Genomic DNA, 14,689 nt, shown 5'->3' with positions numbered 1-14,689 from the left:
GCGCGCATCATGAAACCCGTCGTCACCTCCACGATCCTGCATACCGCGCTCCTGACCTGGGGTCTGTGGTCGTTCGGGCCGCCGGAAAAGCTCGACATGGGCGCCGAAGCGCTGCCCGTGACGCTGATCTCGGACATGAGCGAGGCGACGCAGGGCGACGAAAAGGCGCCGGAAGCCGAAACGTCCGCGCCGACCCCGACCAAGACGCCTCCGAAGCTGCCGATGGACGCGCAGAACGTCGGCGACAACGAGGTCGATCTGCCGACGCCGCCGGCGCCCAAGGCCGCTCCGCGCGAAAGCGTGAAGACGGCCGCCGCCGAAGCGCCGCCGCCTCCGCCGCCGCCGACCCCCAAGGTCGAGCCGGCCCCGACGCCCAAGCCCGAGCCGACGCCTCCCGAAGAGGTCGCGGAGGAAAAGCCCGAGCCGACGCCGGCAGAGCCGGTGCCCGAGATCGACCCGCTGGCGGCCGAGATCGCCAAGGCGGAAGCGGAAACGCCCGCGCCGCCGCGCAACGTGCCGCGCCCGCAGGTCAAGCCGAAGCCGCCCGAGCCCGTGAAGGTGGCCGAGGCCAAGAAGCCCGAGCCGGTCAAGGAGCCGGTGAAGGAAGCGGCCAAGACGCCGGACAAGCCGAAGGAAACCAAGAAGCCGGCAAAGAACGCCTCGTCCGAGAAATCGTTCGACGCCGACGAGATCGCCGCGCTCCTCAACACGCAGGATTCGTCGGGCGGCGGCGCCAAGCGCTCCACCCAGCAGGCCGCGCTGGGCGCCAAAAAGGCGACCGGCGGCACCCTGTCGCAAAGCGAGATGGACGCCCTGATCGGCCAGATCTCGCAATGCTGGAACCCGCCCGCCGGCAGCACGGAAGCCGGTTCGTTCCGCGTGAAGATCGCCATGCGGCTTTCGCCGTCAGGCGACGTCGAGGGCATGCCCGAGATCTTGTCCGGCGGCGGCGCCTCGATGGCCGAGCGAACGGCCAGCGAAGCGGCGGTGCGCGCCGTGCGCCGCTGCGCGCCCTACAACCTGCCGGCCGAGAAATACGATACCTGGGCGCAGGTCACCGTCAATTTCGATCCGAGCCAGATGTTCTGAACAAACCCGGCGATGGCGCCCCGTCGCCGCTCGCCCATTCTTCGTGCCTCATCGAACCCGATTGCCTAGCGGCCTCAGGGTTCGACGCCATAACGGGAAGGTCCCTTCCATGACGCGCTTCATCCGATCCTTCGCCCTTGCGCTCGCCGCCACCGTGGCGGGCCTTGCCGTTTCCTCCAGCGCCCAGGCTCAGGTCGAGATCGACGTGACGCGCGGCAACGTGCAGCCGCTGCCGATCGCCCTGCCGAACTTCCAGTCGCGCGATGCGCTGGGCACTAAGCTGATCGAGGTCGTGAACGCCGATCTCAAGCGCTCCGGCCTGTTCGCCCCGATCAACCAGTCCGCCTTCATCCAGAAGGACATCGGCCCGGACGCGACGCCCCGCTTCCAGGACTGGACGGTGATCAACGCGCAGGCCCTCGTTACCGGGCGCGTCACACCTGAAGCCGATGGGCGGCTGCGCGTCGAGTTCCGCCTGTGGGACACCTATGCCGGCCAGCAACTCGACGGGCAGCAATTCTACGCCAGCCCCGACAACTGGCGCCGCATCGCCCACATCATCTCGGACGCGATCTACGAGCGGCTCACCGGCGAGAAGGGCTACTTCGACACGCGCATCGTCTTCGTCGACGAGAGCGGTGCCAAGACCGACCGCAAGAAGCGCCTCGCCATCATGGACCAGGACGGCGCCAACGTACGCTATCTCAGCCAGGGCGGCGACCTCGTGCTGACGCCTCGCTTCTCGCCGAACCGGCAGGAAATCACCTACATGTCGTTCGGCAACGCCGAGCCGCGCGTGTACCTTCTGCAGCTCGAGACCGGGCAGCGCGAGGTGGTCGGCAACTTCCCGGGCATGACCTTCGCACCGCGCTTCTCGCCCGACGGGCAGAAGGTGGTCATGAGCCTCCAGCAGGACGGCAACTCCAACATCTACGCGATGGACCTTCGCTCGCGCGCGACGACGCGCCTGACCTCGACCAACGCGATCGACACCTCGCCCTCCTATTCGCCGGACGGCTCCAAGGTCGTGTTCGAGAGCGATCGCGGTGGGCGTCCGCAGATCTACGTGATGGATGCGAGCGGGGGCGGGCAGCAGCGCATTTCCTTCGGGCAGGGCAGCTACAACACGCCCGTCTGGAGCCCGCGCGGCGATCTCATCGCCTTCACCAAGCAGTCGGGCGGCCAGTTCCAGATCGGCGTGATGAAGCCGGACGGCTCGGGCGAACGCATCCTGACGTCGAGCTTCCACGCCGAGGGGCCGACCTGGGCTCCGAACGGGCGCGTCATCATGTTCTTCCGCGATCAGGGTGGGGGTCCGCAGCTCTATTCGATCGATCTGACGGGTCGCAACGAGCAGAAGATCGCCACGCCGAACTACGGTTCCGACCCGGCTTGGTCGCCGGCCCTGGAATAAAGTTTCCTCAGTCGAATCAACCGCCTGTTGACCGGTCGTTAACCTCGAATATGGTAAACGGGCTGTCACGGAAATCCATACACGTAAGGAGACGGCCATGCGCCGCATCGCTACTGGGGTCCATGGTCGTATCGCCCTCGCGCTGGTTGCAGCGCTGGCACTCTCGGCCTGCGCCAAGAAGAACAACGGTCTTCCCGACAACGCCGCCGGCCTCGGGCTTGGCGGCGCGGGCGGGGCAGGCGGCTACGGTGCCGGCGGCGCCGGCGGGTCGGCAGCTCCGGGCACCAGCCAGGACTTCACGGTCAATGTCGGCGACCGCATCTTCTTCGACACCGACTCGACCTCGATCCGCGCCGACGCCCAGCAGACGCTGTCGCGCCAGGCGCAATGGCTGAACCAGTACCGGAACTACTCGATCACCATCGAGGGCCATGCCGACGAGCGCGGCACGCGCGAATACAACCTCGCGCTCGGCGCCCGCCGCGCCGCCGCCACGCGGGACTACCTCGTCAGCCAGGGCGTCGCCGGCAACCGGCTGCGCACCATCTCCTACGGCAAGGAACGGCCGGTGGCCGTTTGCGACGACATCTCGTGCTGGTCGCAGAACCGCCGGGCCGTCACCGTCCTGTCCGGCGCTGGCAGCTGATCTGCGGCTCTTTGGCAACAGTCACACGTGTGAAGCGGCCCTCCGGGGCCGTTTTGCGTTGCATCCCGCAGGGTTGTGCTAGCACCGGCCCAACTTTGGACGCCTTCCGCTTCTTCAAGCGGAGGGGTCGACAGGTTCTCGCGGGGCCGGCCGAATGCCCGACGGGCAAAGGCGACCGTCCCCAGCGATGCCGAGGGGATCTTCGCATGGCCAGCATGAAGCTCGCATCTTTCTCCGTTCTCGCCGTGGTGGCCGCACTGGGCACGCCGGCATCCGCGCTGGAGCTGCCGTTCGGTCTGGGTGGCTCGCGCGCACTCGTCGCTGAAAGCTCGCAGCAGCCCGTCGTCATGGCGCAGGCGGGCGACGGCGGCGTTCGCATGTCGCAGGTGGAAGAGGAAATGCGCCGGCTGACGGGCAAGGTGGAGGAGTTGTCCTTCCTCGTGCTCCAGCTCCAGGAGCAGCTTCGCAAGACGCAGGAAGACAACGAATTCCGCTTCAAGGACCTGGAAGGCGGGAGCGGCGGCGGTAGCAATGCTTCGGCCACGCCGCAGCGCCGGACGCAGGCCGACACGCCCCCGCAGACGCCGGCTCCCAGCGAGCGCGTCGCGTCCGCCGCGCCGCCGAGCGTCAACGACGCGACGGTGCCGAGCGGCCAGCGGACCGACGAGATCGGCGCGCTTCTCGGCGACACCAGCATCAACGAGCCCAGTCGCACCGAGGCACCGGCCCCTGCCAGCGGTTCGAACAAGGTCGCCTCGATCGCCACGAACGGTCCGGTCGAGATGTATTCGCTGGGCTACAACTACATGCTCGCCGGCGACTACCAGCTCGCCGAAAACACGTTCCGCCAGTACACGCAGGCCTATCCGAACTCGCAGGATGCGGCGGATGCGCAATACTGGCTGGGCGAAAGCCTGTTCGCGCAGAACAAGTACCGCGACGCGGCGGAGGTGTTCCTGAACGCGCAGAAGCAGCACCCGAAGAGCGGCAAGGCCCCGGAGATGATGCTGAAGCTCGGCATGTCGCTCGCCAAGCTCAACAACCGCGAAACGGCCTGCGTGACCTATGCCGAGATCGGCAAGCGCTATCCCGACATGAGCGCCAACGTGAAGCGCAAGCTCCAGGGCGAGACCAAGTCGGCGAACTGCGGCTGACGACCGACCCGGCCACCTCGCTCGAAGACGCCGTCCGCCTTTCGATCATCGAGGCGGAGCGCCATCGCGGCGCGATCGGTGCGATCCTCCTGGCCGTTTCGGGCGGTCCCGATTCGCTGGCACTGTTTCTGGCTGCGGCCGAGTTGCGTTCCCGTGCAGGCTTCCCGTCGATCACGGTGGCGACCGTCGATCATTGCCTGCGACCGGAGTCGGCGGCGGAGGCTAACTACGTCGCGTCGGTTTGCCGCGAACTCCGTCTTCCCCATCGAACGCTCAGCTGGGAACGCAGGGCGAGCCTTACCGGCAATCTGCAGGCTGCGGCGCGCGAGGCGCGCTACGATCTCCTCACGCGCGAAGCCCGGCGCATCAGTGCCGGCGCCGTCGTCACCGCCCATCATGCGGACGATCAGCTTGAAACGCATTGTCTCGCGCGCCAGCGGGGCGGAACGGGAACGGCGCTCGCCGGCATGCGCACATGGCGCGATCTGGCGCCCGGCCTCGTGCTTCTCCGTCCATTTCTCCGGCTGCCGAAGGCCGAACTGGCCGCAAGGGTACGGCGCGAGGGGCTGACCGCGATCGACGACCCCAGCAACCGAAGCGACGCGTTCGCGCGTGTGCGGCTGCGGCATGCACTGGCGAGCGGGCTGTACGACCGCCGCCTGCTCGACCTCGAACTGCGCGAGGCGCAGGCCGCGCGGCGAGAAGCCGACGCTGAGCTGGCTCGATCGATAGCCGAGCTTTGCTTAGGCGGCGCGGTGCGGCCGAGGCCGGACGGCGCGCTCGAACTGGTACCGCGTGATGCACCGAACGCGTTCTGGAAGCGGGTGCTGGTCGCCGTCGGAGGCGGGGAGGGCGCGATTCGAACGGACGCGGTCGAGCGTCTGTTGGCTCGCTTCGGCGCCGACGGAAAGGCCGATGCGACGCTCGGCGGCTGTCGTATCCGGCGTGTCGGCGAAAAAGTGATCGTCGCCCGCGAGTTCGGCCGCACTGGGCCTGCCGACGTTCCGCTTCGCGGCGCCAAGTCCGCCAGCTTCGATCGCCGCTTCGACATCACCCTTCCAAGGGATCATCCGATCGACACCCTGCGCGCCTACGGAAACGCCTCCGCGCCCCAGGTTCGCGGGGCGGTCCTGCCTGTCGGGCTCGATCGGGACGGGGCGATCCGCGCCGTCCATCCCGGGTTGGCGGCAAGGTTTCCCGAACTCGGCGTGCTGGCTGCGAGCGAGCGGATCGGCTGGCGGATCTGGGCGGACCTGCCCGGACGCGCTCCGGATCGATTAACCCCCTAGGCTCCAAAATGCCGCAAATCCCGTGAAGCCTGTTGGCAAGGATTTGGAGGCCACCTATCTTCGATGACAAGTCATGGCTCGAGGCGCCGAAAGGCGAAGCGAATCGGGGCGTCATCCCAGGACGGATAATGAACCAGAACTTCCGGAATTTCGCTCTTTGGGCGATCATCGCCCTTCTGCTGATCGCGCTGTTTCAGCTGTTCTCTAACGGCTCGCAGACTGCGAACTCACGGGAGGTCCCCTATTCGCAGTTCCTGTCGGATGTCGACTCGGGCCGCGTGCGATCGGTGACGATCCAGGGTCAGCGCATTTCCGGCAGCTACACGGACGGGTCGAGCCCGTTCCAGACCTATTCGCCGGGCGACCCGCAGCTGGTCTCGCGCCTCGAAGGCCGCAACATCCAGATCAACGCCTCGCCGCCGTCGGACAACACCAATCCGATCTGGTCGATGCTGCTTTCCTTTGGTCCGATCCTCCTCATCCTCGGCGTCTGGATCTTCCTGATGCGCCAGATGCAGGGCGGCGCGGGCGGCAAGGCTATGGGCTTCGGCAAGTCCAAGGCGAAGCTCCTGACCGAGGCGCATGGCCGCGTGACCTTCGCGGATGTCGCGGGCGTCGACGAGGCGAAGCAGGATCTCGAGGAAATCGTCGAGTTCCTGCGCGAGCCCCAGAAGTTCCAGCGCCTCGGCGGTAAGATTCCGCGCGGCGTGCTCCTCGTCGGTCCTCCGGGCACGGGTAAGACGCTGACGGCGCGCGCCGTCGCGGGCGAGGCCAACGTGCCCTTCTTCACGATCTCGGGTTCGGACTTCGTCGAGATGTTCGTCGGCGTCGGCGCGAGCCGCGTGCGCGACATGTTCGAGCAGGCGAAGAAGAACGCGCCCTGCATCATTTTCATCGACGAGATCGACGCCGTCGGTCGCCATCGCGGCGCGGGCCTCGGCGGTGGCAACGACGAGCGCGAGCAGACGCTGAACCAGCTTCTCGTCGAGATGGACGGGTTCGAGGCCAACGAAGGCATCATCCTGATCGCCGCGACCAACCGTCCGGACGTTCTCGACCCCGCGCTCCTGCGTCCCGGTCGCTTCGACCGTCAGGTCATGGTGCCGAACCCCGATGTCGGTGGCCGCGAGAAGATCCTCAAGGTCCACGTGCGCAACGTGCCGCTGGCTCCCAATGTCGATCTGCGCACCATCGCGCGCGGCACGCCAGGCTTCTCGGGCGCCGATCTCGCCAACCTCGTCAACGAAGCGGCGCTGATGGCGGCCCGTCGCTCCAAGCGCCTCGTCACCATGCTCGAGTTCGAGGACGCCAAGGACAAGGTCATGATGGGCGCCGAGCGCCGGTCGATGGCCATGACCGAGGAAGAAAAGAAGCTGACGGCCTATCACGAGGCGGGCCACGCCCTCGTCGGCATCTACGAGCCCTACAACGACCCGCTTCACAAGGTGACCATCATTCCGCGCGGGCGTGCCCTAGGCGTCACGATGAATCTGCCCGAGCGCGATCGCTACGGCATGCGCAAGAACGAGATGGAAGCGCGCCTTGCGATGATCTTCGGCGGCCGAGCCGCGGAAGAGATCATCTACGGTCTCGACAACGTGACGACCGGCGCCTCCAACGACATCCAGCAGGCCACCAACATGGCCCGTGCGATGGTGATGGAATACGGCATGAGCGACAAGCTCGGGCGCCTGCGCTACCGCCAGAACCAGGAGGAGATCTTCCTTGGCCATTCCGTGTCGCAGCAGCAGAACATGTCCGAGGACACGGCGCGGCTGATCGACTCGGAAGTGCGGGGGATCATCGAGGTCGCCGAGAACAAGGCGCGCCGCATTCTGAACGAGCGGATCGACGATCTTCATACGATCGCCAACGGCTTGCTTGAATACGAGACGCTGTCGGGCGACGAGGTCCGCGATCTTCTGGCCGGCAAGTCGCTGGCTCGCGACATGGGCGACGACACGCCGCCCTCGCGCGGGAGCGCGGTCCCGAAGGCCGGTTCGGTGAAGCCGTCGGGCCCCCGGGACGACAAGGAAGGCGGACTGGAGCCGCAGCCTTCGGCCTGACCGGAAGCGAAACAGGTTGAGATAAGGCGGGCCCATGGCCCGCCTTTTTCGTGTCGATCCGTCGACCCGCATCAACGCATCGCCTCGCGCTGACATTCTTTTTTACTTTCTGCGCCATTCTGTCTTCCCTACTGCAGAACCAGATCGGCGCGCGGAGACGAGACCCTATGACGAAGTCGTATTTCGGAACGGATGGAATCCGCGGCCGCGCCAACCGCCATCCGATGACCGCCGAGATCGCGATGAAGGTCGGCATGGCGGCAGGCCTCGCCTTCCGGCGCGGCAGCTATCGCCACCGCGTCGTGATCGGCAAGGACACGCGCCTGTCCGGCTACATGCTGGAAAACGCCATGGTCGCGGGCTTCACGGCGGCCGGCGTCGACGTCTTCCTGCTGGGGCCCATGCCGACGCCCGCCGTCGCCATGCTGACGCGTTCGCTGCGCGCCGACATCGGGGTGATGATCTCGGCCTCGCACAACCCGTTCGACGACAATGGCATCAAGCTCTTCGGCCCGGACGGCTACAAACTGTCCGACGAGGTGGAGCGCGAGATCGAGTCACTGCTCGAAACCGACCTGTCCAAGCGGTTGGCGGACGGCACGAGCCTCGGCCGCGCCAAGCGCATCGACGGCGTCCACGACCGATACATCGAATTTGCCAAGCGCACGCTGCCGCGCGAGTTCTCTCTGGAAGGGCTGCGCGTCGCGATCGATTGCGCCAACGGCGCGGGCTACAAGGTTTCGCCGGGGGTCCTTTGGGAACTCGGCGCGGAGGTCGTCTCGATCGGCGTCGAGCCGAACGGTACCAACATCAATCTCAACTGCGGCTCCACCAGTCCGGCGGCGCTGAAAGCCAAGGTGCGCGAAGTGCGGGCCGACATCGGCATCGCGCTGGACGGGGACGCCGACCGGGTTCTGATCGTCGACGAGCAGGGCGAGGTGGTGGACGGCGACCAGATCATGGCGGTGATCGGCGAGGCCTGGGCCGAGGACGGGCGCCTGGCGGCCGGCGGCGTGGTCGCGACGATCATGTCGAACCTCGGCCTCGAGCGCTTCCTGAACGAGCGGCAGATCCAGCTCGCACGCACCAAGGTCGGTGACCGCTACGTGGTCGAGCACATGCGCCAGCACGGCTACAATGTCGGCGGCGAGCAGTCCGGCCATATCGTGCTTTCGGATTTCGGCACGACGGGCGACGGCCTCGTATCGGCGCTTCAGGTGCTGGCGGTCGTGCGCAAGGCCGGTGGCACGGTGTCGGAGGTCTGCCGCAAGTTCACGCCGGTGCCTCAGGTGCTGAAGAATATCCGCTTTTCAGGCGGAGCGCCGCTGGAGCGCGAGCGGGTCCAGTCGGCGATCGCGCAAGGCCGGGACCGGCTCGGCGAGACCGGGCGCCTCGTGATCCGTCCCTCGGGCACCGAGCCCCTGATTCGCGTCATGGCGGAAGGGGACGACCCGTCGCTCGTCGGCAACGTGGTCGATGACATCATCGGCGCCTTGCAGCGCGAGGCGGCTTGATCGTCAAGAAACAGGCCTAACGCTACGTCACGGTAAACCTGGCATTAATCATTAATCCTTAAGTTTGCGATCATTGCGGAACCCAAGCCGCAGAATGTCGTGAAATCAGGAGATAACGATCATGCTACGGCTTGCGCTTGGCCTTCTGGCCGCCGCCGCATTGTTGCCGTCCGTCGCGAGCGCGGCGGATATCATCGAGCCGATCCCGGTGGTGGAAGAGGCCCCCTTCAGCGGCTGGTACATCCGCGGTGACGTCGGCTACAATTTTGAATCCAAGACCAAGGGCAACTGGGCCTTCTACAACCAGTTCCCCGGCGTCGAAGGCATCGACGACTACTACCGCTACGACGACCTGCGCCTCAGCGATGCGGCGACTTTCGGCGTCGGCGCCGGCTATCGCTTCACCGACATGTTCCGCGTGGACGCGACGGTGGATTATTTCCGCTCGGACGTGAACGGCAAGACCAAGTGCCCGCTGATGATCAAGACCGATCCGGCGCACGGTCTCGGTCCTTTCGAGGAGTGCAACTACAACGACAGTTCCGAAGCCGACGTGTGGACCATCATGGCGAACGCCTATGTCGATCTGCCGAGCTTCGGTGTCGTGACGCCTTACCTCGGCGCAGGTATCGGTACGGCCTACGTCAAGTACGACACCGTGAATTCGCAGGAAGTCTGCCCGCCCTGCAACCCCGGCTACACGCCGTATTCCGGCCAGCATGACGGCACCGACGACTGGCGCTTCGCCTCGGCCCTGATGGCCGGCGCGACGGTGGACCTGACCAGTCAGCTCGCGCTGGACGTCGGCTACCGCTTCACCAAGGTCTGGGAAGGCGACTCCTGGGAATACGACAGCGCCGACAAGCAGTTCGGCGCGACCGGGATCCAGACCAAGGACAACGGTTTCGACATCCACACGGTGCGCGCCGGTCTTCGCTACAGCTTCTTCTGAGCGATCGGCACCGAACACTTTCAAAAAGGCCGCCCCACGGGGCGGCCTTTTTGCGTTCGGACGGGGCAACAAGGTTCGGCACAGCGTGGGCGGGCATGGTTAACCGCCTGTAAACCCCGTCCGCGGCCACGAGGCCAAGCGGTGCCATTGCGCACCGATGCGGGGTCTGCCGAACGACCAAAGCCTCGAAAGTCCATGCCATGCCGTCCAGCCGTATCCTTCTCGCCATGGGCGCGCTGTTCCTATCGGAAGCCGCGCAAGCCGCCGACATCGACATTCTCGACGCGCCGGAGATCGGCACGATCGCTCGCGGTACCGGTTGGTACGTGCGCGGCGATCTCGCCTACGGGTTCGACGCGACGTTCGGCGGAACGCAGGAACTTGCGGCGCCTTTCGGCACCGTGTCCGACCGCTTCGGCGAGATCCGGCTGGACGAAGGTTTCGGCGCCGGGGGCGGCATCGGTTACAAGGCGACCGACTGGCTGCGCTTCGATGCGACGGCGGACTACTGGAAGCGTAACGTCGAGGCGGTGAACGGCTCCGGATGGTTCTGCGGCTTCTCCTCGCTCTGCGCGACGCGCGATGCCGGCAAGATCGAGGCCGTCGAACTCCTCGCCAACGTTTATGCCGACCTCGGCACCGTTGCGGGCTTCACGCCCTATGTCGGCGCGGGCCTCGGCGCGGTCTATGTGAACTATTCCGACGTTGCGAGCACGGCGACCTGTCCTTCGGGCACGTCCGCCTGTTCGGCGCTCGGGGCCGCAGCCCGCTATATCGGCGAGGACTCCTGGCGCTTCGCCTATGCCCTGTCGGCGGGCGTTTCCTACGACGTCACCGACCGGATAGCCATCGACACGGGCTACCATTACCTCCAGGTCACGGACGGCGACAGCTACCGGTTCGAGCCGGCGGCCGGCACGCGTTTGGCGAGCGAAGACGATGGTTTCGACCGGCACACGATCCGCGCCGGTCTCCGCTTCCGGTTTGACTGACGTCAGGTCCGGTTGTCGCGTGCGCCCTGTGCGTCGCGGACGAACTGGGACACGCGGCCGGCCTCCATGGGGCTTCCGATGCGCTCCGCCTTCTCGTTCTCGACGGGGTTCATCCCGCCGTGCGCGGTGCGCCCGGAGCCTGGTCGGCGAGCGCTGCGCCGCGCGTTGGCGCGCTTGAGCTTCAGCGCTCGGCGGGCATTGCTTTGGAGCGCAGCCGATGCCTCCTTGTGCTCGCGCCGCGTGCGCTCCTTGTTCAGCCGGGCCAACGCTTCGGCGAGGACGCCAGCCTTCTGCCGCATGCCGGAGTTTTCCGGTTCGGCTTGACCCTGGCCCAGGCGAGCCGCGCCGCGCCGACGGTTGGCGATCTCGCGCGCCCGGTCGCGGCGCTCGCGCAGGCGCTGGGTCAACTCGTTGATGTCGGTGTGGCCGAGTTCGCGAAGGGCGGGGTAGTGGGTCTTCGCCACGAGCTCCAACTCGTCCTTGTCCAGAGCCCGCCGTTCCAGGCTTCGTCCTGCTGCCATGGTGGTTCTCCTTTTCAGTGTTGACGGAGGCAAAACCACCGGGCTGCGGCACCGTTTCATAGAATGCCCGTGATCGTCGCGTGAGCGTCGCCCGATTGTTGCTTGACCGCCGGGCGAGATGGGCATATCCGCACACTTGGGACACGCCTCCCCAACGAGGCGCTTCTATCTGTAAGGGTAGCTTTTGATGACTGACATCGCACCGCCGGACCTGCGTCCGGCCAATCCTCGTTTTTCGTCCGGCCCCTGTGCCAAGCGTCCCGGCTGGACGCTGGATGCGCTCTCCGACGCGCCGCTCGGGCGCTCGCATCGCGCCAAGTTCGGCAAGGCCAAGCTCGCACAGGCGATCGACGACACCCGCTCCGTTCTCGGTGTTCCCGCCGACTATCGCATCGGCATCGTTCCGGGCTCCGATACCGGTGCCGTGGAAATGGCGATGTGGTCGCTCCTCGGCGAGCGTCCGGTCGATATGCTGGCTTGGGAAAGCTTCGGCGCCGGCTGGGTGACCGATGCCGTCAAGCAGCTGAAGCTCGCCGACGCCCGCGTCTTCGAGGCGCCCTATGGCGAGATCGTCGATTTCTCCCAGGTCGATTTCAACCGCGATGTGGTGTTCACTTGGAACGGCACGACGTCGGGCGTGCGCATGCCGAACGGCGACGCCATTCCGGCGGATCGTGAAGGCCTGACCATCTGCGACGCGACCTCGGCCGCCTTCGCGCAGGACCTTCCCTACGACAAGCTCGATGTCGTCACCTTCTCCTGGCAGAAGGTGCTGGGCGGGGAGGGGGCGCACGGCGTCCTGATCCTGTCCCCGCGCGCGGTCGAGCGTCTCCTGACCTACAAACCTGCCTGGCCGCTGCCCAAGATCTTCCGCCTCACCTCCGGCGGCAAGCTGATCGAGGGCATCTTCAAGGGCGAGACGATCAATACGCCCTCCATGCTCTGCGTCGAGGATTATCTCGACGCGCTGCAATGGGCCAAGGGCCTCGGCGGTCTGGATGCGCTGAAGGCCCGGGCCGACCGGAACCTCGCGGCCATCGAGCGTTTCGTGGAAGCGAACGATTGGATCGACTTCCTGGCCAAGGGCCGGGACATTCGCTCCAATACCTCGGTCTGCCTTCAGTTCACCGCGCCCGAGATCGTCGCCTTGCCGAAGGACGCGCAGGAAGCGTTCGCCAAGGGCGTCGCCTCGAAGCTCGAGAAGGAGGGCGTCGCCCTCGACATCGGCGCCTATCGCGATGCACCTCCGGGGCTTCGCATCTGGGCCGGCGCGACCGTCGAGACGGCCGACCTCGAAGCCTTGATGCCCTGGATCGCCTACGCCTACGAGGCGCAGAAGGCCGCGCTCGCGCAGGCTGCCTGACCGGCTCCAGCCCGTCCCCCGCAACGGGGCCGGGCCCTTTCGCATCCCCTTTTTTCGGCGCACTGCAGCGCCCTTCCGTGCATGGAGAAGCCGCATGGCTCCGCGCGTTCTCGTTTCCGACAAGCTGTCCCCCACCGCCGTCCAGATTTTCAAGGACAAGGGCGTGGAGGTCGACTATCTGCCCGACCTCGGCAAGGACAGGGAGAAGTTCCTCGAGGCGATCGGAGGGTATGACGGCCTCGCCATCCGCTCCGCCAGCAAGGTGACCGAGAAGGTCATCGAGGCGGCGACCAAACTCAAGGTGATCGGCCGCGCCGGAATCGGCGTCGACAATGTCGACATTCCGGCCGCCAGCCGGAAGGGCATCATCGTGATGAACACGCCCTTCGGCAACTCGATCACCACGGCCGAGCATGCGATCGCGATGATCTTCGCCGTCGCCCGCCAGCTGCCCGCCGCCGACGCCTCCACCCAGGCCGGCAAGTGGGAGAAGAACCGCTTCATGGGCGTCGAGATCACCGGCAAGGTGCTGGGCGTCATCGGCTGCGGCAATATCGGCTCGATCGTCGCCAGCCGCGGCGTCGGCCTCCGGATGAAGGTGATCGGCTTCGATCCGTTCCTGTCCGAGGAGCGCGCGGCGCAGCTGGGCATCGAGAAGGTCGAGCTGGAGGATCTCTTCAAGCGCGCCGACTTCATCACTCTTCATACGCCGCTGACCGACAAGACGCGCGGCATCATCGACGCGAAGGCGATCGCGACGATGAAGCGGGGCGTGCGCATCGTGAACTGCGCGCGCGGCGGTCTGATCGTGGAAGCCGATCTCGCCGAAGCCATCAAGTCCGGCCAGGTGGCGGGCGCGGGTATCGACGTGTTCGAGGTGGAGCCGGCGACCGAATCGCCGCTGTTCGGCCTCGACAACGTCGTCTGCACCCCGCATCTCGGCGCTTCCACCACGGAAGCACAGGAAAACGTCGCCCTGCAGGTGGCCGAGCAGATGGCGGACTATCTCGTCAACGGTGCGGTCTCGAACGCGCTCAACATGCCCTCGATCACCGCCGAAGAAGCGCCGATCCTGACGCCCTACGTCAAGCTCGCCGAGATCCTCGGCTCCTTCGCGGGGCAGCTGACGGAGGAGCCGATCGACGCGGTCGAGATCCTCTACGACGGCGCGCCGGGCACCATGAACACGCGCGCCCTTTCGGCGGCGGCGCTGGCCGGTCTTCTGAAGGCGCAGGTTCAGACGGTGAACATGGTTTCCGCGCCGCTGATGGCCAAGGAGCGCGGGATTGCCGTGTCCGAAGTGCGGCGTGACAAGTCCGGCGTCTTCGACGGCTACGTCAAGGTGACCGTGACCACCAGGAGCCAGACGCGCTCGGTGGCGGGCACGACCTTCTCGGACGGCAAGCCGCGCTTCATCCAGATCAAGGGCATCAACATGGAGGCCGACGTCGGTCGCTACATGCTCTACACCGCCAACAAGGACGTGCCGGGCGTGATCGGCCAGCTTGGCACCGCCTTTGGCAAGGCGGGGATCAACATTGCGAACTTCCATCTCGGGCGCGACGACAAGGGCGGTAGCGCGATCGCGGTGATCTATCTCGACGAGCCGTTGAGCGAAGAGTTCCTGAGCGAAATCCGAGGGCTGAACGCCATCGGTCAGGCGAAGATGCTGACGTTCGACGTCTGAGA

At 66.4% G+C, this 14,689-nt stretch carries 12 protein-coding genes; 11 read left to right on the top strand and 1 reads right to left on the bottom strand.

Features of this window, described 5'->3' with window-relative positions; genetic code table 11:
• The first annotated feature begins 9 nt into the window (after nt 1-9).
• From H7A85_RS16740 to H7A85_RS16700, 9 genes are all read left to right on the top strand, one after another.
• Nucleotides 10-1,089: a hypothetical protein gene (locus tag H7A85_RS16740; protein WP_182087106.1), complete on the top strand. Its 1,080-nt coding sequence runs from the start codon at nt 10-12 to the stop codon at nt 1,087-1,089.
• Nucleotides 1,090-1,198: 109 nt separating this feature from the next.
• Complete coding sequence (gene tolB / locus H7A85_RS16735) at nt 1,199-2,503, top strand: Tol-Pal system beta propeller repeat protein TolB (protein ID WP_182087105.1); 1,305 nt, start codon at nt 1,199-1,201, stop codon at nt 2,501-2,503.
• Nucleotides 2,504-2,600: 97 nt separating this feature from the next.
• Nucleotides 2,601-3,149 (top strand): peptidoglycan-associated lipoprotein Pal, encoded by a 549-nt coding sequence (gene pal, locus H7A85_RS16730; protein WP_182087104.1) that lies wholly within the window; start codon nt 2,601-2,603, stop codon nt 3,147-3,149.
• 206 nt (nt 3,150-3,355) lie between these two features.
• Nucleotides 3,356-4,303: a tol-pal system protein YbgF gene (gene ybgF / locus H7A85_RS16725; RefSeq protein ID WP_182087103.1), complete on the top strand. Its 948-nt coding sequence runs from the start codon at nt 3,356-3,358 to the stop codon at nt 4,301-4,303.
• On the top strand, nt 4,204-5,592 hold the full coding sequence (tilS, locus tag H7A85_RS16720; RefSeq protein WP_182087170.1) for a tRNA lysidine(34) synthetase TilS: 1,389 nt from the start codon (nt 4,204-4,206) through the stop codon (nt 5,590-5,592). The genes ybgF and tilS overlap by 100 nt, the downstream gene beginning before the upstream one ends.
• Before the next feature lie 128 nt (nt 5,593-5,720).
• Complete coding sequence (gene ftsH / locus H7A85_RS16715; RefSeq protein WP_182087102.1) at nt 5,721-7,658, top strand: ATP-dependent zinc metalloprotease FtsH; 1,938 nt, start codon at nt 5,721-5,723, stop codon at nt 7,656-7,658.
• A 167-nt stretch (nt 7,659-7,825) separates the two neighbouring features.
• On the top strand, nt 7,826-9,172 hold the full coding sequence (gene glmM / locus H7A85_RS16710; protein ID WP_182087101.1) for a phosphoglucosamine mutase: 1,347 nt from the start codon (nt 7,826-7,828) through the stop codon (nt 9,170-9,172).
• Between the two features lie 121 nt (nt 9,173-9,293).
• On the top strand, nt 9,294-10,124 hold the full coding sequence (locus H7A85_RS16705) for an outer membrane protein (RefSeq protein WP_182087100.1): 831 nt from the start codon (nt 9,294-9,296) through the stop codon (nt 10,122-10,124).
• A 200-nt stretch (nt 10,125-10,324) separates the two neighbouring features.
• Nucleotides 10,325-11,116, top strand: a complete 792-nt coding sequence (locus H7A85_RS16700) for an outer membrane beta-barrel protein (RefSeq protein WP_182087099.1) — start codon at nt 10,325-10,327, stop codon at nt 11,114-11,116.
• A gap of 2 nt (nt 11,117-11,118) precedes the next feature.
• On the opposite strand, the gene H7A85_RS16695 is transcribed toward H7A85_RS16700, so the two are convergent.
• Nucleotides 11,119-11,637 (bottom strand): hypothetical protein, encoded by a 519-nt coding sequence (locus H7A85_RS16695; protein ID WP_182087098.1) that lies wholly within the window; start codon nt 11,635-11,637, stop codon nt 11,119-11,121.
• A gap of 187 nt (nt 11,638-11,824) precedes the next feature.
• On the opposite strand from H7A85_RS16695, the gene H7A85_RS16690 reads away from it, so the two are divergent.
• Complete coding sequence (locus H7A85_RS16690; RefSeq protein WP_182087097.1) at nt 11,825-13,000, top strand: phosphoserine transaminase; 1,176 nt, start codon at nt 11,825-11,827, stop codon at nt 12,998-13,000.
• 94 nt (nt 13,001-13,094) lie between these two features.
• Entirely contained in the window at nt 13,095-14,687 is a 1,593-nt protein-coding gene (gene serA, locus H7A85_RS16685) for a phosphoglycerate dehydrogenase (protein WP_182087096.1), read from the top strand.
• The last annotated feature ends 2 nt before the right edge of the window (nt 14,688-14,689 follow it).

This window comes from Aureimonas sp. ME7, from assembly GCF_903970965.1.
Taxonomy (GTDB): domain Bacteria; phylum Pseudomonadota; class Alphaproteobacteria; order Rhizobiales; family Rhizobiaceae; genus Aureimonas.
This window is presented reverse-complemented; position numbering and strand designations above follow the sequence as displayed.

Bases quoted from the DNA above. Each gene is read 5' to 3' on its own strand.
- H7A85_RS16740 (WP_182087106.1), top strand. From the start codon at position 10: ATGAAACCCGTCGTCACCTCCACGATCCTGCATACCGCGCTCCTGACC.
- tolB (WP_182087105.1), top strand. From the start codon at position 1,199: ATGACGCGCTTCATCCGATCCTTCGCCCTTGCGCTCGCCGCCACCGTG.
- pal (WP_182087104.1), top strand. From the start codon at position 2,601: ATGCGCCGCATCGCTACTGGGGTCCATGGTCGTATCGCCCTCGCGCTG.
- ybgF (WP_182087103.1), top strand. From the start codon at position 3,356: ATGGCCAGCATGAAGCTCGCATCTTTCTCCGTTCTCGCCGTGGTGGCC.
- ftsH (WP_182087102.1), top strand. From the start codon at position 5,721: ATGAACCAGAACTTCCGGAATTTCGCTCTTTGGGCGATCATCGCCCTT.
- glmM (WP_182087101.1), top strand. From the start codon at position 7,826: ATGACGAAGTCGTATTTCGGAACGGATGGAATCCGCGGCCGCGCCAAC.
- H7A85_RS16705 (WP_182087100.1), top strand. From the start codon at position 9,294: ATGCTACGGCTTGCGCTTGGCCTTCTGGCCGCCGCCGCATTGTTGCCG.
- H7A85_RS16700 (WP_182087099.1), top strand. From the start codon at position 10,325: ATGCCGTCCAGCCGTATCCTTCTCGCCATGGGCGCGCTGTTCCTATCG.
- H7A85_RS16695 (WP_182087098.1), bottom strand. From the start codon at position 11,637: ATGGCAGCAGGACGAAGCCTGGAACGGCGGGCTCTGGACAAGGACGAG.
- H7A85_RS16690 (WP_182087097.1), top strand. From the start codon at position 11,825: ATGACTGACATCGCACCGCCGGACCTGCGTCCGGCCAATCCTCGTTTT.
- serA (WP_182087096.1), top strand. From the start codon at position 13,095: ATGGCTCCGCGCGTTCTCGTTTCCGACAAGCTGTCCCCCACCGCCGTC.